Source organism: Burkholderia seminalis (assembly GCF_001718535.1).
GTDB classification, from domain to species: domain Bacteria; phylum Pseudomonadota; class Gammaproteobacteria; order Burkholderiales; family Burkholderiaceae; genus Burkholderia; species Burkholderia seminalis.
Genome location: NZ_CP013398.1, coordinates 1,231,157 through 1,251,632 on the forward strand (window position 1 = coordinate 1,231,157; position 20,476 = coordinate 1,251,632).

Here is a 20,476-nt window from a genome sequence, read left to right on the forward strand (position 1 = left end):
TTTTTGTCGGCTGGCGGGGGCGCGTCAGGCCACGCGCTCGCCGGTCGGCGTGTTGCCGTCGTGCGCCGGGTGATGGCGGCCGTGCTGTTTCGCGAGCAGGTCGCGGTACAGGCCGGGGCGATTGCGCAGCACCTCGGGCGGGCCGTCGTCGATCACCTTGCCGTTGTTCATCACGATGATCCGGTCGAAGTTGCGCAGCGTCGACAGGCGGTGCGCGATCGCGATCACCGTGCGGCCGACCATCAGGCGGTCGAGCGCGCTCTGGATCGCTTCCTCGGACGCGCTGTCGAGCGCCGACGTCGCTTCGTCGAGCAGCAGGATCGGCGCGTTCTTCAGGATCGCGCGCGCGATCGCGATGCGCTGGCGCTGGCCGCCCGACAGCTTGACGCCGCGGTCGCCGACGATCGTGTCATAGCCTTCCGGCATCGCCTCGATGAACTCCGCGCAACGCGCGTCGCGCGCGGCGGCGAGCACTTCGTCGCGGGTCGCGTCGGGGCGGCCGTACGCGATGTTGTCGTAGATCGTCCGGTGCAGCAGCGAGATGTCCTGCGGCACGAGCGCGATCGCATGGCGCAGGCTGTCCTGCGTGATCGCCTTCACGTCCTGGCCGTCGACCTTCACGACGCCGTCCTGCGTGTCGTAGAAGCGCTGCAGCAGCGCGAGCACGGTCGACTTGCCGGCGCCCGACTTGCCGATCAGGCCGACGCGCTGGCCCGGTTCGATATGGAGATCGAAGTGGTCGAGGATCGCGCGGCGGTGCGGATACGCGAACGTCACGCGCTCGAAGTCGACGCGGCCGCCCGTGGCCGCCAGCGGCTGCGCGTCGGAGCGGTCGGGCATCCCGTGCGGTTCGAGCAGCGTCTTCACGGCCTCGGACAAGCGCGCGACGTGCTGCGTGACGTCGACGAGCGCGACCGCGAGGTCGCGCGTGCCGTGCAGGATCGTGAAGCCGAGCGAACTGACGAGCACGATGTCGCCCGACGTCGCGCGGCCCTGGTCCCACAGCCACAGCGCCCAGCCGAGCAGGCCGGCGGACAGCATCGCGGTGATCACCGCGTGCAGCAGGCGCAGCTTTTCGAGATAGAGCAGGCTTTGCTGGCGCGCGTCCATCTCGGCCTTGACCGTCGCGCCGAAGCGCTTCTGCTCGCGCAGCGTCATCCCGAACGCGCGCACGAGGCCCATGTTGCCGATCACGTCGACGAGTTCGCCGTCGACCGCCGCGGCCTTCGCCGCGAACGCATGGTGACGGGCCGAGCCGCGGCCGGCGAGCTTGAACAGGATGATGGACAGCACGGCCGAACAGCCGAGCAGGCCGGCGGCCATCAGCGGATTGACGACGATGATCATCAGGATCGCGCCCATCACCGCGATGCACGGCGGCAGCACGTTCCACGCCATCGTGTTCTCGGACGTATACACCGCGTTCGACGTGGCCGTGATGCGGCTCGCGAGCGTGCCCGGCTGCTTCTCCGAGTAATACGTCGGCGAATGGCCGATCAGGTACTGGAACAGGTCGCGCCGCAGGTCGCCGGTCACGGCGACGAACGTGTGCGCGGCGACCCAGCCGCCGACGCGCCACAGCAGGTTGTCGGCCGCGATCAGCCCGACGAGCAGCGCGAACGCGCTCCACAGCGGACCCGGGTGATGGCGCCCGGTCGCGAGCACGTCGATCAGGTGCTTGATCGCATATTGCGAACCGAGCGCGCAGCCGACGGCGGCCAGCACGCTGAAGAGCACGATGAGGTGCGCGACGGGGTGGAGGCGGATGTAGCGGAACAGGAACGCGATCGGCCGGTGCGCGTAGCTCGACAGCTTCGCGTTGTGGGCGTTGCGCTGGGCAGGGGTGAGAGATTCCAAAATATGCGTGCGGTGATTCGGTGATTGAGCGTGGCGGCTGGATCGCATGCCGGCGTTCGCCCGGACTGAATAATCCGGCATTGTAAACAAGGCCGTGCGTCGCGCTGCGCGAATCTTGCCTTGGCCAGGGGCTCGCGGTCGATTTTGAGATAAAATCCGGCATCCCGTCCTGCCTCGTGTGCCGGAATCACGCTGCCGGCAGCCACGGGTGACGAGGATCGCCAAAGGGCCTTCCACTCTAGAACGGACACCCGAGTCCGCGGGTTGCAAAGTGTTGCGCCTTTGTAACAAAGTAAAGTGTTTGAAATGTTGTGCGCCGTATCGGGATTAACCCTAGATAATCGGCTCCGGGTTCGATTCCAGGTTTTTTTACGAACCCCTGTCAACGGGTCTTCGTTTCAAACGTTCTATGCCTGTCGCGTCGCCGACGCTCCTTGAGCAGCGCGGGTTCGACGCCCCCGGCAGGCTGATTCGTCCGATGGTTCGGATGAAAAGCATCCAGCCCGGACCGCCGGCAGGTTGCCGACCCATACCTGGTTTTTAGCCGATTTTTTAGGAGTTACGCATGCGAATCGCCCAAATCGCTCCGTTGCATGAAGCGGTACCCCCGAAACTGTACGGTGGTACCGAGCGAGTGGTGTCCTACCTCACCGAAGCACTCGTCGAGATGGGGCATGACGTCACGCTCTTCGCGAGCGGCGATTCGCAAACCTCCGCGAAGCTCGAAGCGTGCTGGCCGCAGGCGCTGCGCCTCGACCCGACGATCCGCGACGTGATGGCCCCGCACATGCTGCTCCTCGAGCAGGTGCGCCGCCGTGCGGAAGAGTTCGACGTCCTGCACTGCCACATCGACTACTACCCGTTCTCGCTGTTCTCGCGCCAGCCGGTCCCGCATCTGACGACGATGCACGGCCGTCTCGACCTGCCGGAACTGCAGCCGATCTTCAATGCATTCAGCGACGTGCCGGTCGTGTCGATCTCCGACAACCAGCGCATCCCGCTGCCGCAGGCGAACTGGCTGTCGACCGTCTACCACGGCCTGCCGGAAAACCTGCTGACGCCGATCCCGAACGTGAAGCCGAGCTACCTCGCGTTCCTGGGCCGCATCTCGCCGGAGAAGCGCGTCGACACGGCAATCCGCATCGCCGAGCAGGCCGGCCTGCCGATCAAGATCGCCGCGAAGCTCGACAAGGCCGATCGCGCGTACTACGAAGAGAAGATCAAGCCGCTGTTCGCGCTGCCGCACGTCGAGTACATCGGCGAAATCAGCGAAGCCGAGAAGACCGAATTCCTCGGCAATGCACATGCGCTGCTGTTCCCGATCGACTGGCCGGAGCCTTTCGGCCTGGTGATGATCGAGGCGATGGCATGCGGCACGCCGGTGATCGCGTTCAAGCGCGGCTCGGTGCCGGAAGTGATCGACAACGGCGTGTCGGGCTTCGTCGTCGAAGACGAACTGTCGGCCGTCGCGGCGCTCAAGCGCCTCGATACGCTGCCGCGCGAGAAGGTTCGCGCCGCGTTCGAAGCACGTTTCTCGTCGAAGGTGATGGCGCAGAATTACGTGAAGGGCTACGAGGAACTGCTGCGCCAGAAGCGCCGCACGGTGCTCCGCGAAGTCAACGCAAGCTGATCGCGGGCCGCCGCCGCGCTGCGGCGCGCGGCCGTCATCGACGCCCCGTCCGGGTTTCCGGCGGGGCGTTGTCACATCCGCGGCGCGGATGTGTTGTATTCTCGCCGCGCCCGGCGCCGCGAACGCCCCCCGAAGCGCCCCGGCACGCCATCCGGCCGTCTGTCCAGACGGTAATGTCCCTATAATGGCCGTGCCGTGAAATCCGGCCCTGTACGAATATCAAGAGGAGAGCAGTCTTGGCGAGAACGAAAACCACGCGCGCAGCGCCGGCCCCCGGCGCCGGTGTGATCTTCGCGTTGCGCGCGATCGGTCTCGTGCTGCTCGCGCGCTGGCTGTTCTCGATGTCCCAGATGGGCTATCGCTCGTCGCTGTCCGCGATGGTGTCGTCGCCGTGGGCGTTCGTCTACCTCGTGCTGATCTTCCTGCTGCTTGCGCTGCCGGGCGCCGTCGCGCGCGCCGAGCGGCCGTTCCATCCGCTGCCGCAGTGGCTGCGTCAGGCGCTGCGCGTCTTCGCGCTGATCGGTTTCCTGTTTGCCGTCTGGTCGATCGGCGCGTTCACGTGGGCGGCCGGCTGGCGCCGTGCGCTGCATGCGGTGACGGCGACCAACGGCTGGCTCGTCGCCGCGCCGGCGCTTTACGCGGCCATCGTCTGGATCTGCCGCCCGCGGCCGCTGTGGCGCACCAACGTGGCCGCCCGCCGCTTCGCGGTCGGCCGGTATGCGATTTCACTCGACGTGCTGACGCGTACCGCGATCGTCTGGATGGAAAGCCGCAAGGTCGGCCAGTACGACGCGCGCGAGCTGTCGGTGCGCTGGCCGGGCCGCAAGGCTGCCGCGCCGGGCGAGCAGGGCGCGGCGGACGGGCAGCCGGCAGTCGTGCCGCCGCGTCGCGGCAGCCTGTTCAATCGGCCCAAGGTCGAACTGCTGTGGGATTCGCCGGCGGCCGTCGGCCACAACAGGCAGATCGTGATGCGCGCGCCGCTCGCGACCGAAGGCGACCGCGTCGCGGTGCTCGCGCTCGACGCGGCGCTCAAGCAGATCGTCTGACAGGGCGGGGACGGCACGGGCAACCGGGCGATCCGGGCGCCCGGTTCGTTCCGCGTTCAGCGCACGAGGCAGGGGCGCTTGTTGTTGAACGTCCACCCCGGAATCAGGTACTGCATGGCCGCCGCATCGTCGCGAGCGCCGAGGCCGTGCTGCTTGTACAGCTCGTGCGCGAGCGCGACCGCATCCATGTCGATGTCGATGCCCAGGCCCGGCCGCTTCGGCACCTCCACCAGCCCGTTCTCGATCTTCAGCGGCTCGCGCGTCAGCCGCTCGCCGTCCTGCCAGATCCAGTGCGTGTCGATCGCGGTGACCTGGCCCGGCGCGGCGGCCGCGACGTGCGTGAACATCGCGAGCGACACGTCGAAGTGGTTGTTCGAATGCGAGCCCCACGTGAGACCCCAGTCGCGGCACATCTGCGCGACGCGCACCGAACCCTGCATCGTCCAGAAGTGCGGGTCGGCGAGCGGGATGTCGACGGCCTGCAGCTGCACCGCGTGGCCCATCTGCCGCCAGTCGGTCGCGATCATGTTGGTCGCCGTCGGCAGCCCCGTCGCGCGGCGGAATTCGGCCATCACCTCGCGGCCCGAGTAACCGTTCTCCGCGCCGCACGGATCTTCCGCATACGCGAGCACGTGATGCCGATCGCGGCACAGCCGCACGGCTTCGTCGAGCGACCAGGCGCCGTTCGGGTCGAGCGTCACGCGCGCGTCGGGGAAGCGTTCGGCGAGCGCCGTCACGGCCTCGATCTCGCTCGCGCCTTCGAACACGCCGCCCTTCAGCTTGAAGTCGTTGAAGCCGTAGCGCGCATGCGCGGCCTCGGCGAGCCGCACGACGGCCTCGGGCGTCAGCGCGGCTTCGTCGCGCACGCGCGTCCAGTCGTCGGTCGCGCCGCTGCCGTCGCGATAGGCGAGCGCGGTTTTCGTGCGGTCGCCGATGTAGAACAGGTAGCCGAGCATTTCGACACGGTCGCGCTGCTGGCCTTCGCCGAGCAGCGCGGCGACCGGCACGCCGAGATGCTGGCCGAGCAGGTCGAGCAGCGCGGCCTCGAGCGCGGTGACCGCGTGGATCGTCGTGCGCAGGTCGAAGGTCTGCAGCCCGCGGCCGCTTGCATCGCGATCGGCGAAGGTGCGCCGCACGTCGTTGAGCACCGCGTGGTAGTTGCCGACCGGCTGGCCGACGACGAGCGCGCGCGCATCGTCGAGCGTGCGGCGGATGCTTTCGCCGCCCGGCACCTCGCCGACGCCGGTTCGGCCCGCGCTGTCCTTCAGGATCACGAGGTTGCGGGTGAAGAACGGACCATGCGCGCCGCTCAGGTTGAGCAGCATGCTGTCGTGGCCGGCGACCGGAATCGCTTGCAGGTCGACGATGCGCGGCGTGTCGTGGGAAGGCGAGGCAGTGACGGCGTTCATGGGCGGCGATGGCAGAAGAGTAGGCAATGCCGTGCGGCAAAAGCTTTGCCGCGCGCGGCGGGAGGTGCGATCATTCGACAACCGACGTGCGCGGCGCGCAAGGCCCGCATGTCGACAGCAACCCGGAACGGGGGTGGGAGCGACAACGAGACCAGCGGAGCGCGGAACGCGAATGCTGGCCGATCGTCAGGCACGAGACCAGGCGGCGCTGAAGTGCCGGCCCTGAGTCGACAGGAGATCCGTGCACCGATCATCAGTCGTCGGATGACTTGTGACGCAGTATAATGAATCATCGGCTTTCGCTCAAACCCCGCGTAAACCCTCGGCTCACATTACGATCATTCAAAAAGGAACCGGCCTCATGTCCGTGCCCACGCTTCCCGCAGCGCCGCGCCGTCGCGCACGCAGCCTCGCACAAGATGTCGTCGACGCGCTGACCGCGCAGATCGAAAACGGCACGCTGCGTCCCGGCGACAAGCTGCCGACCGAAACCGAAGTCATGGCGGCGCAGGGCGTGAGCCGCACGGTCGTGCGCGAGGCGATCTCGCGGATGCAGGCGAGCGGCCTGATCGAGACGCGCCACGGCATCGGCAGCTTCGTGCTGGAGCCGTCGCGCCGCCAGACGCTCGGCATCGATCCCGCGACGATCACGACACTGCGCGACGTGCTCGCGGTGCTGGAACTGCGCATCAGCCTCGAGAGCGAGTGCGCGAGCCTGGCCGCGCAACGCGCGAACGATGCCGACCTCGCCGCGCTGCGGCGCGCGCTCGACGCAATCGCGACGGGCGCGGGCGGCGGCCGCGATACCGCGCAGCTCGACTTCCAGTTTCACCTGCAGATCGCGCAATCGACCGGCAACCGCTATTTCGTCGACATCATGACGCAGCTCGGCACCTCGATCATCCCGCGCACACGCGTGAATTCGGCGCGCTTCGCCGGCGACGACCTCGAGCGCTACGTCGGCCGGCTGAACCACGAGCACGAGGACATCTACGAGGCGATCGCGCGCCACGACCCCGAAGCCGCGCGCGCCGCGATGCGCACGCACCTCACGAACAGCCGCGAGCGGCTGCGCCGCGCGCACGAGGCGGCCGAGGCCGAAGCCGGCTGACCGTCGCGTCACGGGGCCCGCGTTGGCGTGGGCCCGGTCGAATCGCTTCAACATCAGTCGTCATACAAGATCGATGCGACGGCATCGATCCGCCCGGCCTGGCGGCGGGTTCGCCGCCAGGCCGCCTGCATGACCGATCAGCCTCCCTTCGTCACGATCGTCTTCCACGCGCCGCTCTTCACCTGGTAGAGCGTCGACATCCCGCTCTTCAGCGAACCGTCGTTCGCGAACGAGATGCGGCCGGTGACGCCTTCGAAGTCGATCTTCTTCAGCGCCGGGCGATAGACCTTCGGGTCGGTCGAGCCGGCCGCCTGCATCGCCTTGATCGCGGCCCACGCCGCGTCATAGCCGAACTGCGCATACGACAGCACGTCGACGCCGAAGCGCTTCTTGAAGCGCTGTTCGAAATCCTTCCCCTGCGGCAGCTCGTCGAGCGGCTGGCCGTATTCCCACGCCATCGCCCCTTCGGCGGCCGGACCGGCGATCTTGATGAACTCGTTGTCCTTCACGCCGCCGCCGCCGACGAACTGCGCGTTCAGCCCGAGCTGGCGCATCTGCTTGATGAAGTTCGCGGCGAGCGAATCGAGGCCGCCGAAGAAGATCAGGTCGGGGTTCTTGCCTTTCAGGCTCGTGATCTGCGCGCGGAAGTCGACGGCCTGGTTGCTGGTGAACTCGCGGCCGATGATGTTCCCGCCGGCGGCCTTCACGGCCTTCTCGAACTCGTCGGCCTCGCCCTGGCCGAACGCGGTGCGGTCGTCGATGATCGCGATGCGCTTCGCCTTTGTCACGTCGACCGCGTACTTGCCCGCGTTGCCGGCGTTCTGGCCGTCGGTCGCGATCACCATGAACATGTTCGCGAGTCCGCGCGACGTGAGTGTCGGGTTGGTCGCGGCCGGGTCGATCACCGGGATGCCGGCCTTGTCGTAGACGACCGATGCCGGAATCGTCGTCCCCGAGTTGAAGTGACCGACCACGACCGACACGTTCTGGTCGACGAGCGCCTGCGCGGCCTGCACGCCGATGCGCGGGTCGGCCTGGTCGTCCTGCACGACGAGATTGAAGTGAGCCGGCTTGCCGGCGATCTGAACCTTCTGCGCGGCGGCATCGTCGAGCGCGAGCTGCACGCCGTTCTGCAGATCCTTGCCGTAGCCGGCGTTCACACCCGTGAGCGGTGCGGCGAAGCCGACCTTCACGTCGGTTGCGTCGGCAGCCTGGGCGGCCTGTTGCGAGAGGAGGGCCAGCGCGGATGCAATCGACACCGACAGCAGGGAATGACGGAATTTCATGTTGTTCCTCTTGTTCGACACCAGCGAGTGGGTACCGCGCGCGTCCGGGCGAGCCGGGCGCGTGCGACGGGCGGGCGGTTCGACCGCTTCTCGGAATCGGGCGGGGAGGTCGGCATCGCGATCTTCGGAACACGCCCCCGTCAGGCTCGGTGAAGAGCCCCGATTGTCTCGATATATAGGTCGCCGATATGCGCGGGTCTTGGCAATTTGCTGCGCATTCGATGCGGATTTGCGCATAGCTTCCGCGCGGGCAGGACCGGCCGGTATCGGGAGTTTCCCGTTGCGGACGGAAGGGGCGAAGAGGAGGGCAGGAGGAGGGGGCGAGACAAGGGCGCGAGACAAGGGCGCGGCACGGCCCGCCGGGGGCCGTGCCGCGCAAGCGATGCCGTCAGTCGGACAGCGCGTCCGATGCGGCCTCGGTGTCGTCGTGCGACGCGTGCGTGCGGATCAGCGGATCGCTGGTGCTCGGGCGGCCCGTTTCGACGTGGCCCGCGAAGCGGCGCAGGAAGCCGAGCAGCCGGCCGTCGCTGACGGTCAGGTCGTACCAGCCGTGGCTGCCGCGCAGATCCCAGTAGTCGTCGACGTGCGCGCCGGGCGCGAGGTCGAACGTGCGCGGGCGGCCATGACCATAGGCGTTCGTGACCTTGAGCCGCACGGCCTTGTGGCCGCGGTTCATCAGGCGCAGCGTGATGTTGCCGTTCGCGACGTCATAGCCGTAGATCACCTCGGGGTTCACGTTCGCGCTGCCCACGCCGGTCGCGAACGGGCCGCGGAAATGGCAGTAGAAGCCGTTCGGGCCGTACACGTCGAGGTCGTACAGGCCGAGCGATGCCGCCGCGCTCCACGTGTCGGCGACGCGTTTGCCGGCTTCGACCGTGTACGCCCACGGGCCGTCCAGGCGGTTGCGCGACTGGACCTGGAACGCGGCGCCCGCGCGGCCGGTGTTCGCGAAGGTCAGCCGGAACTGGCCGTTGACGGATTCGACGCGGCCGTGCACGAACAGCTCGTACGGCAGCGCGCGCGCCGGACGCAGCCCGGCCTCCTGCTTCGGCAGCTTCTGCAGCACCGGCGGCACCGGGATGTAGTCGGGATGGCGGTTGCGGTCGGGCGGCGCGTAGCCGCTCGTGTCGGGCAGCGTCGGCCAGCCGGCATCGGATGTCGCGAAGTCGAACGCGGCGGTCAGGTCGCCGCATACCGTACGGCGCCACGGCGACACGTTGGCGGCCGTGACCGGATATTGCGCGCCGAACCGTGCCTCGATGAATTGCAGCAGCGACGTGTGATCGAAGGTCTGCGAGCAGACCCAGCCGCCCTTGGTCCACGGCGACACGACGAGCATCGGCACGCGCGGCCCGAGCCCGTAAGGGCCGGCCATGTGCGACGCGTCGCCGGCGAATGCCTCGTTGGTCGTCGCGACCGTCGACAGCCCGTTGTCGCGCGACTGCGGCGCGAACGGCGGCGGCACGTGGTCGAAGAAGCCGTCGTTTTCGTCGTACGTGATGAACAGCGCGGTCTTGCTCCACACGTCGGGATTCGACACGAGCGCCTTCAGCACCTGCTCGATGTACCACGCGCCGTAGTTCGCGGGCCAGTTCGGGTGCTCGGAATACGCTTCCGGCGCGCAGATCCACGACACCTGCGGCAGCGTGCCGTTCTTCACGTCCTGCTGCAGCACGTCGAACAGCGTGCCGCCCGCGCTGATGTTGGTGCCGGTGCGCGCCTTGTCGTACAGCGGCGTGCCGGGCAGCGCGGTGCGGTACTGGTTGAAGTAGAGCAGCGCGTTGTCGCCGTAGTTGCCGATGTACGGGTTCTGCGTCCAACCCCACGAGCCGTTCGCGTCGAGGCCCGTGCCGACGTCCTGGTAGATCTTCCACGACACGCCGGCCTGTTCGAGCACTTCCGGATAGGTCGTCCAGCCGTAGCCCTTTTCCTCGTTGCCGAGCACCGGGCCGCCGCCCGTGCCGTCGTTGCCGACGTAGCCCGTCCACATGTAGTAGCGGTTCGGGTCGGTCGAGCTCGGAATCGCGCAGTGGTAGGCATCGCAGATCGTGAACGCATCGGCGAGCTGGTAGTGGAACGGGATGTCGTCGCGCTTCAGGTACGCCATCGTCGTGGTGCCCTTGTTCGGCACCCACTGGTCGTAGCGGCCCTTGTTCCATGCGGCGTGCATGTCCTGCCAGCCGTGCGGCAGGTCCTGCAGGAACTGCAGGCCGAGCTTGTCGGCGCCCGGATGGAACGGCAGCAGTTCGGCCGGACCGACCGGCTGGTGGAACACCGACTTGCCGTTCGCGAGACGTAGCGGGCGCGGGTCGCCAAAACCGCGGACACCGCGCATCGTGCCGAAGTAATGGTCGAACGAACGGTTCTCCTGCATCAGGATCACGATGTGTTCGATGTCGCGGATCGTGCCGGTGCGGCGGTTCGCGGGAATCGCGAGCGCATCGCGGATCACGGGCGGAAACAGGTTCAGCGCGGCGGCGCCGGCAGTGCCGGCGGCGACGCGCAGGAAGTCACGACGGTTCGATCGGGTCATGGTCGTTATCGTGCGTTAAAGGGGGAAGCCGATTGGCGGGACCTGCTGGAAGGGCGCGCTCCGGGGCGCAGGATGCGGCTGCGCGGGTTCGTGCCGCCGCGAGCATAGCGAGAAATCGGTGTCATTCATGTGAAGTCCGGAAACGTTTGCAGGTGCGGTGAAACGACGGCGAAGCAGCATCGGGACGCGGGGCGCCCGCGGTCGTGGCGCGGCAGGGGAAGCGGGCAAGCGGCGCAGGCGGCTCGCCGGTGAAGCGGAGCGGAGGGCGATGCGTCAGGCGTCGGTCACCCACGCGCCGAACCATTCGCTCGGGCGGGCGATCTCGTCCTGCGCGGCGACGAGTTCGAGTTCGTAGCGGCGCGCATCGTAGGTCGCCTTCACGACCGCATGCACGGCCGCGAGCGTGTGCTCGAACGCGGCGCGCACGGAGTCGCCACGCAGCCGGCGCGCGACGAAGATCGCGCTGGTCAGGTCGCCGACGCCGACCGGATGGCGCGGAAACGCGTACAGCGGGCGCTGGCCGATCCACGCTTCGGTTTCGGTGACGGCGAGCATGTTGAAACGGTCGGCCGGACTGTTACGGTCGTGCAGGTGCTTGACGAGGATGATCCGCGGGCCGCGGCGGATCAGCGCGCGGCACGCGTCGACGGCTTCGGCGACGGTTTCGATGCGCCGCCCGGCGAGCTTCTGCAGTTCGGTGTGATTCGGCGACATGCCGTCCGCGAGCGCCGGCACCTCCTGCACGATGAACTCCTCGACGCCGGGCTCGGGCCGGATGCCGCCCGTCTGGCCCATCGCGGGATCGCAGAAGTACCACGCGTCCGGATTCATCGCCTTCACCGAGCGCACGATCTCGACGGCCGCGCGTGCCTGCGGCGGCGACCCGAGGAAGCCGGACAGCACGGCGTCGCAGCGCTTGAGCGCGCCGATCGCGGCGATGCCGTCGACGAGCTGTTCCATCTTCGCGGCATCGATCGCGCTGCCGGCCCAATGGCCGTACTGCATGTGATTCGACAACTGGACGGTGTTGAGCGGCCAGACGTTGACGCCGAGGCGCTGCATCGGGAACACGGCCGCACTGTTGCCGGCATGTCCGTAGATGACGTGCGACTGAATGCTGAGGACGTTTTTCATGGGAATCGCCTGCACGCGTTTCAGGGTCACGTCACACGATACCCGAGTTCGTCGCACGCGCGGAAGTCGCGTGGCCCCGGAGTGTTGCGCGCCGTCGTCACGCGAGCGCGTAGAATCGCGGGGCGCGCGGCGGCCCGGCTGCCCGCGCGCGTCTCCAATCTCCGTGATCGCCATGCTTTCGATTTGCAAGATGTTGTCTGTTGCGCGCGCCGCCGTGCTCGGCGCGGCCGCCGTCGTGTGCGCCATGCCTGCGGCGGCCGTTGCCGCACCATCCGCGGGCAACGACGGGCCCGTGTACGGCCCGCGCCTGGAAGGGTTCACGTATCCGGCGCCCGTGCACCTGTATACGTTCGTGTCGCAGCGCGAAACCCTCGAGATGGCGTTTCTCGATGTCCAGCCCGCCCACCCGAACGGTCGCACCGTCGTGCTGCTGCACGGGAAGAACTTCTGCGCGGCCACCTGGGAGGACACGATCGGCGTGTTGAGCCGTGCCGGCTACCGCGTGATCGCGCCGGACCAGATCGGCTTCTGCAAGTCGTCGAAGCCCGAGCGCTATCAGTATACGTTCCAGCAACTCGCGCGCAACACGCATGCGCTGCTCGAATCGGTGGGCGTGAAGTTGGCGACGATCGTCGGTCATTCGACCGGCGGGATGCTCGCGATCCGCTATGCGCTGATGTATCCGAAGGCGACCGACCAGCTCGTGCTCGTGAACCCGATCGGCCTCGAGGACTGGAAGGCGCTCGGCGTGCCGCCGCTGTCGGTCGACTACTGGTATGCGCGCGAGCAGAAGACGACGGCCGACGGCATCCGCCGCTACGAGCAGGGCACGTACTACGCGGGCAAGTGGTCGCCGTCGTACGAGCGCTGGGTGCAGATGCTGGCCGGCATGTATCGCGGCGCCGGCCGCGATGCGGTCGCGTGGAATTCCGCGCTGATCTACGACATGATCCTCACGCAGCCGGTGGTCTATGAACTCGGCGCGATCCGCGTGCCGACGCTGCTGATGATCGGCGACAAGGACACGACCGCGATCGGCAAGGACGTCGCGCCGCCCGACGTGCATGCGAAGCTCGGCCGCTATCCGGAACTCGCGAAGCGCACGCAGGCCGCGATCCCCGGCGCGCAGCTCGTCGAATTCCCGGCGCTCGGGCACGCGCCGCAGATCCAGGATCCGGACGCGTTCCACAAGGCGCTGCTCGACGGGCTGGAGGCCGTGCACCCGCAGTGACGCGGGGGCAGGGGCGCCGTCAGCGCGCCTCGTTCGCGAGCTCGTCGCGAATCTGCGCGGTCAGTTCGAACGAGCGCAGCCGCGCGGCGTGATCGTAGATCTGCGCGGTGACGATCAGCTCGTCGGCGCCGGTTTGCGCGATACGATCGCGCAGCTTGTCGCGCACCGTGTCGCGCGAGCCGACCGCCGCGAACGACAGCGAATGCGCGACGGTCGCGAGCTCGAGCTCGTTTGCCTCGAGCACGTCGACGGGCGGCGGCAGCTTGCCCGGCGTGCCGCGCCGCAGGTTGATGAACTGCTGCTGCAGCGACGTGAACAGGCGCCGTGCCTCGTCGTCGGTCTCCGCCGCGAACACGTTGACGCCGACCATCGCGTGCGGCTTCGGCCACGCGGCCGACGGCCGGTACTGCGCGCGATAGATCTCGAGCGCACGCATCAGGTAGTCCGGCGCGAAGTGAGATGCGAATGCGAACGGCAGCCCGAGCATCGCGGCGAGCTGTGCACTGAACAGACTCGAACCGAGCAGCCATACCGGCACGTCGAGCCCCGCGCCGGGCACCGCGCGCACGCGCTGGCCGGGCACCGGCTCCGCGAAGTAGCGCTGCAGCTCGGCGACGTCGTCCGGAAACGAGTCGGCGCTGCCGATCAGGTCGCGGCGCAGCGCGCGCGACGTGGTCTGGTCGGTGCCGGGCGCGCGGCCGAGGCCGAGGTCGATGCGCCCCGGATACAGCGAGGCGAGCGTGCCGAACTGCTCGGCGATCACGAGCGGCGCGTGATTCGGCAGCATGATGCCGCCCGAGCCGACCCGGATCGTTCGCGTGGCGCCCGCGACGTGGCCGATCACGACCGCGGTGGCCGCGCTCGCGATGCCCGGCATGTTGTGATGCTCGGCCAGCCAGTAGCGCTGGTAGCCCCAGCGCTCCGCATGCTGCGCGAGATCGACGGTGTTGCGGAACGCCTGCGAGGCGTCGGTGCCGGCCGGAATGGGGGCGAGATCGAGTACGGAAAACGGTGTCATCGGGTGGCCTTCGAATGAGGGGCGCGGTGATGCGCTTATGCAACAAATGCCAAGGATTTTGCCAAAGGGTTCCGGAACGTGCTGGCGGCGCGCCGATACCCATGCGCCTTACAGGGGTGCAGGGGCGTCGTTCTTGATCGTTGCAGAAATCAACCTAATCGCCGATTAATTACCAATCTTTACGGCGATTGGCGGTGAATCCGCATCGACGTACAAATTTGCACGAAACGTCTGATTTTCAAGACTGCAATACGCCTGCAAAGTGCTTACGCTAACGTGAACGTGGCTGTACCGATAAGGTTCGTCGTCCGCTCAGCTTTGCCGGAATTGCACTAGTCCGTTTCTCGTCGTGCCACGCGCGGGGGGCTGCGGACTGCTAAAATCCGGCGCCTGCCCATGTTGTGCCGATGGTAGCCATTCGAGTCTTCCCGCATCCCCTTCCGGGCATTGCGCGGAGAGATGCCACGCGAAACCGGGCATGGCCGCACCCGAACAACGGGGCGCGCCTCCCCCATTACAGACGCTGCTGGAACAAGGAGTCGGGTCGTGCCCGCGTTCGTCGTCGCCGGAATACCGCATCACGCTCAATCGCGCTCAAGCGTTCTCCATGGCGTTCAGGCTGCCGGGAGGCGTTGCGCATGACGCCAACCGCAACACTGCTCGACTGGCTCCTGATCGCCTTCACGCTGGCCGCGGCCGGCTATGCGCTCGTCGCGGCCTTCGCGCCGCGGCCGCGCACGCCGCGCACCGCCGCGCGCGACGGTTTCGAGCCGGTCAGCGTGCTCAAGCCGCTGTGCGGCGCGGAGCCGCACCTGTACGAAAACCTCGCGACGTTCTGCGAGCAGCGCCACCCGCGTCATGAGGTGCTGTTCGGGGTCGCGTCGCCGGCCGATCCGGCGATTGCCGTCGTCGAGCGGCTGCGCGCCGACTATCCCGAGTGCGACATCACGCTGGTGGTCGACGCGCGCGTGCACGGCAAGAACCTGAAGGTCAGCAACCTGATCAATCTCGCCGCGCGCGCGAAATACGACCGCATCGTGATCGCCGACAGCGACATCGCGGTACAGCCCGACTATCTGGAGCGCGTGACGGCGCCGCTCGCCGACGTGTCGGTCGGGGTCGTCACGTGTCTGTATCATGCGCGCAGCGTCGGCGGCTTCTGGACGCGGATCGGCGCACAGTTCGTCGACGCGTGGTTCGCGCCGTCGGTGCGGATCACGCACCTCGGCCGCTCGAGCCGCTTCGGCTTCGGCGCGACGCTCGCGCTGACGCGCGACACGCTCGACCGGATCGGCGGCTTGTTCGCGCTGAAGGACGAGCTGGCCGACGATTTCTGGCTGGCGGAATTGCCGAGGCGCCTCGGGCGGCGCACAGTACTGTCGGAGGTCGAGGTCGCGACCGACGTGATCGAGCCGTCGTTCGGGCCGTTGTGGCACCGCGAAACGCGCTGGCTGCGCACGATCCGTTCGCTGAACCCGGCCGGCTTCGCGTTCCTGTTCATTACGTTTACGGTGCCGTGGCTCGCGATCGGCGCGGCGCTCGCGCTGCGCCTCGACGGCACCTTCGCCGGCACGCTGGCGGGCGGCGCAGCCGTGGTCGGCGCATTCGGGCGGCTCGTGCTGCACGCGCGCGGCGAAGAGGGCTGGCGCGCGTTCTGGCGCGACCTGCCGCTTGTCGCGGTGCGCGACACGCTGCTCGCGCTCGAATGGCTCGCGGCCGTGTTCGGCACGCACGTCGTGTGGCGCGGCGCAAGGATGACGGTCGTCGGCGGCGAACGCGCGACGGCGGCGGTGGAAGCAGTGGACGGCCATTAGGACCGTCGATCGAACCCGGCCCGAGGGCCGAGACGCGCTGCACGGCGACGCCGCGCGGCGCGACATGACAGAGAGGCGGGCGCCGGCACGGCGGCCCGCGGTTTTTTGACTGAATCGTTGCAACGAAACGAACTATGCAGGCTACCGGAGCATTCATGAAAACGCTGTTCTTGCAGGCCCCTTCGTATGACGGCTTCGACGGCGGAGCCGGCTCGCGCTATCAGGCGAAGCGCGAAATCCGTTCCTTCTGGTATCCGACCTGGCTCGCGCAGCCGGCCGCGCTCGTGCCGGGCAGCCGTGTCGTCGATGCGCCGGCCGACGGCCTGTCGGTCGAGGAAACGCTGAAGATCGCCAACGACTACGACCTCGTGATCATTCACACGAGCACGCCGTCGTTCCCGACCGACGCGATGTTCGCGCAGGATCTCAAGAAGATGAAGCCGTCGATGCTGGTCGGCATGGTGGGCGCGAAGGTGATGGTCGATCCGCACAACTCGCTCACGGCGAGCGACGCAATCGACTTCGTGTGCCGCGAGGAATTCGACTACACGTGCAAGGAGCTCGCCGAAGGCAAGCCGTTCCCCGAGATCAAGGGCCTGAGCTGGCGCGCGAAGGACGGCTCGATCGAGCACAACGAAGCGCGTCCGATCCTCGAGAACATGGACGAGCTGCCGTTCGTCGCGCCCGTCTACAAGCGCGACCTGAAGATCGACAACTACTTCATCGGCTACCTGAACTATCCGTACGTGTCGATCTACACGGGCCGCGGCTGCAAGTCGCGCTGCACGTTCTGCCTGTGGCCGCAGACGGTCAGCGGCCATCGCTACCGCACGCGCTCGGTCGAGAACGTGCTCGCGGAAGCGAAGTGGATCCGCGACAACATGCCGGAAGTGAAGGAACTGATGTTCGACGACGACACCTTCACCGACGACCTGCCGCGCGCCGAAGCCATCGCCATCGGCCTGGGCAAGCTCGGCATCACGTGGTCGTGCAACGCGAAGGCCAACGTGCCGTACAAGACGCTGAAGGTCATGAAGGAAAACGGCCTGCGCCTGCTGCTGGTCGGCTTCGAATCCGGCGACGACCAGATCCTCGTGAACATCAAGAAGGGCGTGCGCACCGATTTCGCGCGCCGCTTCAGCGCGGACTGCAAGAAGCTCGGCATCAAGATCCACGGCACCTTCATCCTCGGCCTGCCGGGCGAGACGCAGGAAACCATCAAGAAGACGATCGAGTACGCGAAGGAAATCAATCCGCACACGATCCAGGTCTCGCTCGCCGCGCCGTATCCGGGCACGACGCTCTACAAGCAGGCCGTCGAAAACGGCTGGATGGAAGAGAACAAGACGATCAACCTGGTGAGCAAGGAAGGCGTGCAGCTCGCGGCGATCGGCTACGCGCACCTGTCGCGCGACGAGATCTATCACCACCTCGAGCAGTTCTATCGCGAGTTCTATTTCCGCCCGTCGAAGATCTGGGAGATCGTGCGCGAGATGCTGACGAGCTGGGACATGATGAAGCGCCGCCTGCGCGAAGGCGTCGAGTTCTTCCGCTTCCTGCGCGCGCACGAGGCGTAATCCGTGGCGACGCAGCGGGCGGCGCGGGCGCTGATCTTCACCGCGGACGATTTCGGGCTGCACCCGCGCGTCAACGCGGCGGTCGAGCGCGCGCATCGCGACGGCGTGCTGAATGCCGCGAGCCTGATGGTCGGTGCGCCCGCGGCGCGGGACGCGATCGAACGCGCGCGGCGGCTGCCGTCGCTCGCGGTCGGCCTCCACCTGGTGCTCGCGGACGGGCCGGCCACGCTGCCCGCGCATGACATTCCCGCGCTCGTCGGGCCCAACGGGCGGTTCGGCGACGCGATGGCGAAGGACGGCTGTCGCTTTTTCTTCCTGCCGCACGTTCGCGCGCAACTGCGCCGCGAGATCCGTGCGCAGTTCGACGCGTTCGCGGCGAGCGGCCTGCCGCTCGATCACGTGAACGCGCACAAGCATTTCCACCTGCATCCGACCGTGCTGTCGATGATCATCGAGATCGGCCGCGACTACGGGTTGCGCGCGGTGCGGTTGCCGTACGAGACGAGCGCGCCCGCGCTGCTCAAGCCGTGGATCGCGCTCGTGCGCGCGCGGCTCGACCGCGCCGGGCTCGCGCACAACGACTACGTGGTCGGGATCGCGCAGACGGGCGCGATGGACGAGGCCGTGCTGCTCGACGCGCTCGCGACGCTGCCGCCGGGCGTCGGCGAGATCTACTGCCATCCGGCCGAGGCCGGCGACGGCCCGATCACGCCGACGATGGCCGGCTACCGTCCGGTCGACGAACTCGACGCGCTGCTGTCGCCGCGCGTGGCGGCCGCGCTGAAGGCGGCGGGCGTCGCGACCGGCGGCTTTGCCGACGTCTTCGGCCAGCCCGCGGCACGTCGCGGCGCGCAGGCGGCGCGCGCACCGGGAGCGCAGCCGTCATGAGCAAGTGGATCAAGTGGCTCGGCTGGCCGATCGGCATCAGCATCCTGCTCGCGCTGGGGCTGCACGAAGGCGTCGGCGACGTGTCGCAGATGCTCGCGCGCGCCGGCTATGCGCTGCTGTGGCTCGTGCCGTTCCATGGGCTGCCGCTGCTGCTCGATGCGTACGCGTGGCACCTGCTGCTCGACCGGCGCAGTTCGCTGCCGTTCCTGTGGTGGATCGCGACCGTGCGCGAGGCCGTGAACCGGCTGCTGCCGGTGGTCGGGATCGGCGGCGAGATCGTCGGCATCCGGCTCGCGCGCTGGCAGGTGCCCGATGCGAGCCGTGTCACCGCATCGGTGATCGTCGAAGTGCTCGTGACGATCGTCGTCCAGTATGCCTTCGCGGCGCTCGGCCTCGTGCTGCTGCTCGCGACGACCGACAACATGGGCGGCGGCACGATCGGTCTCGCGCTGCTGCTGACGCTGCCGTTGCCGGTGCTCGGCGTCGTGCTGATGCGGCGCGGCGGCGTCTTCCACGCGATCGAGCGTTTCGCGGGGCGCCTGCTCGGCGATTCGCACCGGCTGCTGCAGGGCGTCGACGGGCGCCGGCTCGACGCCGACATCGACGCGCTGATGTCGCGCACGGGCCTGCTGTTCAGCGCATTCTTCTGGCAACTGGCCGGCTACGTGCTTGGCGCGCTCGAGATCTACTGGGCGCTCGCGCTGCTCGGCCATCCAGTGTCGATCGGCGGCGCGATCGCGATCGAGGCGATGACGCAGGCCGTGCGGCATGCGGCGTTCATGGTGCCGGGCGGGCTCGGCGTGCAAGAGGCGACCGTCGTGCTGCTCGCGCAGATGTTCGGCGTCGACCGCGAGACGGCGCTGTCGCTCGCGGTGGTCAAGCGCGGCCGCGAGGTGCTGTTCGGCTGCCTGGCGCTCGGCTCGTGGCAGCTTGCCGAGCTCGTGCGTACGCGCCGCCGCATCGGTGCGCCGCCGGCCGCGCCGCGCGCGGCGCAGGCGGGCCGCGTGACCGACGCCGAGACGGAAACCGAAACGACGCATTGAACAGGAGACGGGCCGCGCGCCCGTCTCGCGCTTTTGGCGTTGCACGGGTATCCTTGCCGCGTGTTTTCTCGACGCGCATTTCTTCCGATGATTTTCCGATTCCGGCTGCTTCCCGTGACGATGCTGGCCGCCGCGCTGGCGCTGACCGGCTGCGACGACAAGCAAGGCGACCTCGACGTGCAACGTATCAGGGACTTCTTCAACGCGATCAAGCCCGCGCCGCTGCTGCTCAAGGGGCTGAAGGTCGGCGAATCGACCGAGGCCGACGTGCGCGGCACGATGGGCAAGCCCGAGATCGTGCGCGAGTTCACCGACGGCTCGAAGCGCTACGAATATCCGCGCGGCCCGATGGGCAACCAGACCTGGTTCGTCGATCTCGATGCGAACGGGCGCTACGCGGGCGCGACGCAGGTGCTGACCGCCGAGAATTTCGCGAAGGTGCGCCCGGGGATGAACGAGGACGAGGTACGGCGCCTGCTCGGCAAGCCCGGCGACATCGCGCAGTATCCGCTGAAGCCCGAGACGGTCTGGAGCTGGCGCTGGCTCGAGGACGGCGTCAACACCGACGCGTTCTTCAACGTCCATTTCGGCCCGGACGGGCTGGTCTATACGACTTCGCGCTCCGACATCCTGAAGGGACGGTAAGCGCGGTCGTCTGCGGCGCTATATCGAAAAAGCGACCGGAAAATTGCAAAAAGTCCGCTTCCCTGCGTGTCATCCGACTGTCAGGAAGCGGCTTTTTTCCTTTTGAAACAGCGAAGTAGACATCGGTCGCAAATGATGGGGCGGGTTGCTGCGATGCAGCAATCGCGCGCCAGGTGATTTGAGACAATCAATTTCGCTTGCGACTATCCGCGTCAGCCCGGCGCGGGACAGGCGACGCGTCGGCATCCATTCCA

The 20,476-nt window shown here is 67.8% G+C and carries 15 protein-coding genes; 9 read left to right on the forward strand and 6 right to left on the reverse strand.

Going from position 1 to position 20,476, the window contains the following annotated elements:
- Positions 1–24: 24 nt before the first annotated feature.
- Positions 25–1,857, reverse strand: a complete 1,833-nt coding sequence (locus tag WJ12_RS05705) for an ABC transporter ATP-binding protein (RefSeq protein WP_034186532.1) — start codon at positions 1,855–1,857, stop codon at positions 25–27.
- Positions 1,858–2,422: 565 nt separating this feature from the next.
- Here WJ12_RS05705 and WJ12_RS05710 point away from each other — a divergent pair.
- Positions 2,423–3,487 (forward strand): glycosyltransferase family 4 protein, encoded by a 1,065-nt coding sequence (locus WJ12_RS05710; RefSeq protein WP_034186533.1) that lies wholly within the window; start codon positions 2,423–2,425, stop codon positions 3,485–3,487.
- A 236-nt stretch (positions 3,488–3,723) separates the two neighbouring features.
- Positions 3,724–4,533 (forward strand): hypothetical protein, encoded by an 810-nt coding sequence (locus WJ12_RS05715; RefSeq protein ID WP_034186534.1) that lies wholly within the window; start codon positions 3,724–3,726, stop codon positions 4,531–4,533.
- A gap of 56 nt (positions 4,534–4,589) precedes the next feature.
- On the opposite strand, the gene gudD is transcribed toward WJ12_RS05715, so the two are convergent.
- Entirely contained in the window at positions 4,590–5,942 is a 1,353-nt protein-coding gene (gene gudD / locus WJ12_RS05720; RefSeq protein WP_059560686.1) for a glucarate dehydratase, read from the reverse strand.
- A 361-nt stretch (positions 5,943–6,303) separates the two neighbouring features.
- Here gudD and WJ12_RS05725 point away from each other — a divergent pair, with 361 nt between their 5' ends.
- On the forward strand, positions 6,304–7,053 hold the full coding sequence (locus tag WJ12_RS05725) for a FadR/GntR family transcriptional regulator (RefSeq protein ID WP_059560683.1): 750 nt from the start codon (positions 6,304–6,306) through the stop codon (positions 7,051–7,053).
- A gap of 137 nt (positions 7,054–7,190) precedes the next feature.
- Here the strand turns inward: WJ12_RS05725 and WJ12_RS05730 are convergent, their stop codons facing one another.
- The 3 genes from WJ12_RS05730 to pdxY form a co-directional block, all read right to left on the reverse strand.
- Positions 7,191–8,339, reverse strand: coding sequence for a branched-chain amino acid ABC transporter substrate-binding protein (locus WJ12_RS05730; RefSeq protein ID WP_034186537.1), 1,149 nt, complete (start codon positions 8,337–8,339; stop codon positions 7,191–7,193).
- Between the two features lie 388 nt (positions 8,340–8,727).
- Complete coding sequence (locus WJ12_RS05735; RefSeq protein WP_059560680.1) at positions 8,728–10,872, reverse strand: phosphocholine-specific phospholipase C; 2,145 nt, start codon at positions 10,870–10,872, stop codon at positions 8,728–8,730.
- A gap of 273 nt (positions 10,873–11,145) precedes the next feature.
- The gene (pdxY, locus tag WJ12_RS05740) at positions 11,146–12,006 is read right to left on the reverse strand and encodes a pyridoxal kinase PdxY (protein WP_034186753.1); all 861 of its coding nucleotides are present in this window, start codon (positions 12,004–12,006) and stop codon (positions 11,146–11,148) included.
- 172 nt (positions 12,007–12,178) lie between these two features.
- On the opposite strand from pdxY, the gene WJ12_RS05745 reads away from it, so the two are divergent.
- Positions 12,179–13,237, forward strand: a complete 1,059-nt coding sequence (locus tag WJ12_RS05745) for an alpha/beta fold hydrolase (protein ID WP_059560678.1) — start codon at positions 12,179–12,181, stop codon at positions 13,235–13,237.
- 19 nt (positions 13,238–13,256) lie between these two features.
- On the opposite strand, the gene WJ12_RS05750 is transcribed toward WJ12_RS05745, so the two are convergent.
- Complete coding sequence (locus WJ12_RS05750; RefSeq protein WP_034186540.1) at positions 13,257–14,255, reverse strand: LLM class flavin-dependent oxidoreductase; 999 nt, start codon at positions 14,253–14,255, stop codon at positions 13,257–13,259.
- A 638-nt stretch (positions 14,256–14,893) separates the two neighbouring features.
- On the opposite strand from WJ12_RS05750, the gene hpnI reads away from it, so the two are divergent.
- The 5 genes from hpnI to WJ12_RS05775 all read left to right on the forward strand — a co-directional run bounded on the left by hpnI (position 14,894) and on the right by WJ12_RS05775 (position 20,222).
- Positions 14,894–16,069, forward strand: coding sequence for a bacteriohopanetetrol glucosamine biosynthesis glycosyltransferase HpnI (hpnI, locus tag WJ12_RS05755; RefSeq protein ID WP_034186541.1), 1,176 nt, complete (start codon positions 14,894–14,896; stop codon positions 16,067–16,069).
- 134 nt (positions 16,070–16,203) lie between these two features.
- On the forward strand, positions 16,204–17,646 hold the full coding sequence (gene hpnJ, locus WJ12_RS05760; RefSeq protein WP_376698784.1) for a hopanoid biosynthesis associated radical SAM protein HpnJ: 1,443 nt from the start codon (positions 16,204–16,206) through the stop codon (positions 17,644–17,646).
- Between the two features lie 3 nt (positions 17,647–17,649).
- Positions 17,650–18,534, forward strand: coding sequence for a hopanoid biosynthesis-associated protein HpnK (gene hpnK / locus WJ12_RS05765; protein WP_059560675.1), 885 nt, complete (start codon positions 17,650–17,652; stop codon positions 18,532–18,534).
- The gene (locus WJ12_RS05770) at positions 18,531–19,577 is read left to right on the forward strand and encodes a lysylphosphatidylglycerol synthase domain-containing protein (protein WP_059560673.1); all 1,047 of its coding nucleotides are present in this window, start codon (positions 18,531–18,533) and stop codon (positions 19,575–19,577) included. The genes hpnK and WJ12_RS05770 overlap by 4 nt, the downstream gene beginning before the upstream one ends.
- Positions 19,578–19,664: 87 nt before the next feature.
- A complete protein-coding gene (locus WJ12_RS05775) occupies positions 19,665–20,222 on the forward strand; it encodes a lipoprotein (RefSeq protein WP_034186545.1) in 558 nt (185 codons plus the stop codon).
- Positions 20,223–20,476: the final 254 nt, after the last annotated feature.

Excerpts from the sequence above, each read along its gene's own strand:
- WJ12_RS05775 (WP_034186545.1), top strand. The coding sequence starts at position 19,665 with ATGATTTTCCGATTCCGGCTGCTTCCCGTGACGATGCTGGCCGCCGCG.
- WJ12_RS05745 (WP_059560678.1), top strand. The coding sequence starts at position 12,179 with ATGCTTTCGATTTGCAAGATGTTGTCTGTTGCGCGCGCCGCCGTGCTC.
- WJ12_RS05770 (WP_059560673.1), top strand. The coding sequence starts at position 18,531 with ATGAGCAAGTGGATCAAGTGGCTCGGCTGGCCGATCGGCATCAGCATC.
- WJ12_RS05725 (WP_059560683.1), top strand. The coding sequence starts at position 6,304 with ATGTCCGTGCCCACGCTTCCCGCAGCGCCGCGCCGTCGCGCACGCAGC.
- WJ12_RS05750 (WP_034186540.1), bottom strand. The coding sequence starts at position 14,255 with ATGACACCGTTTTCCGTACTCGATCTCGCCCCCATTCCGGCCGGCACC.
- WJ12_RS05730 (WP_034186537.1), bottom strand. The coding sequence starts at position 8,339 with ATGAAATTCCGTCATTCCCTGCTGTCGGTGTCGATTGCATCCGCGCTG.
- pdxY (WP_034186753.1), bottom strand. The coding sequence starts at position 12,006 with ATGAAAAACGTCCTCAGCATTCAGTCGCACGTCATCTACGGACATGCC.
- WJ12_RS05710 (WP_034186533.1), top strand. The coding sequence starts at position 2,423 with ATGCGAATCGCCCAAATCGCTCCGTTGCATGAAGCGGTACCCCCGAAA.
- gudD (WP_059560686.1), bottom strand. The coding sequence starts at position 5,942 with ATGAACGCCGTCACTGCCTCGCCTTCCCACGACACGCCGCGCATCGTC.
- hpnJ (WP_376698784.1), top strand. The coding sequence starts at position 16,204 with ATGCAGGCTACCGGAGCATTCATGAAAACGCTGTTCTTGCAGGCCCCT.
- WJ12_RS05735 (WP_059560680.1), bottom strand. The coding sequence starts at position 10,872 with ATGACCCGATCGAACCGTCGTGACTTCCTGCGCGTCGCCGCCGGCACT.
- hpnI (WP_034186541.1), top strand. The coding sequence starts at position 14,894 with ATGACGCCAACCGCAACACTGCTCGACTGGCTCCTGATCGCCTTCACG.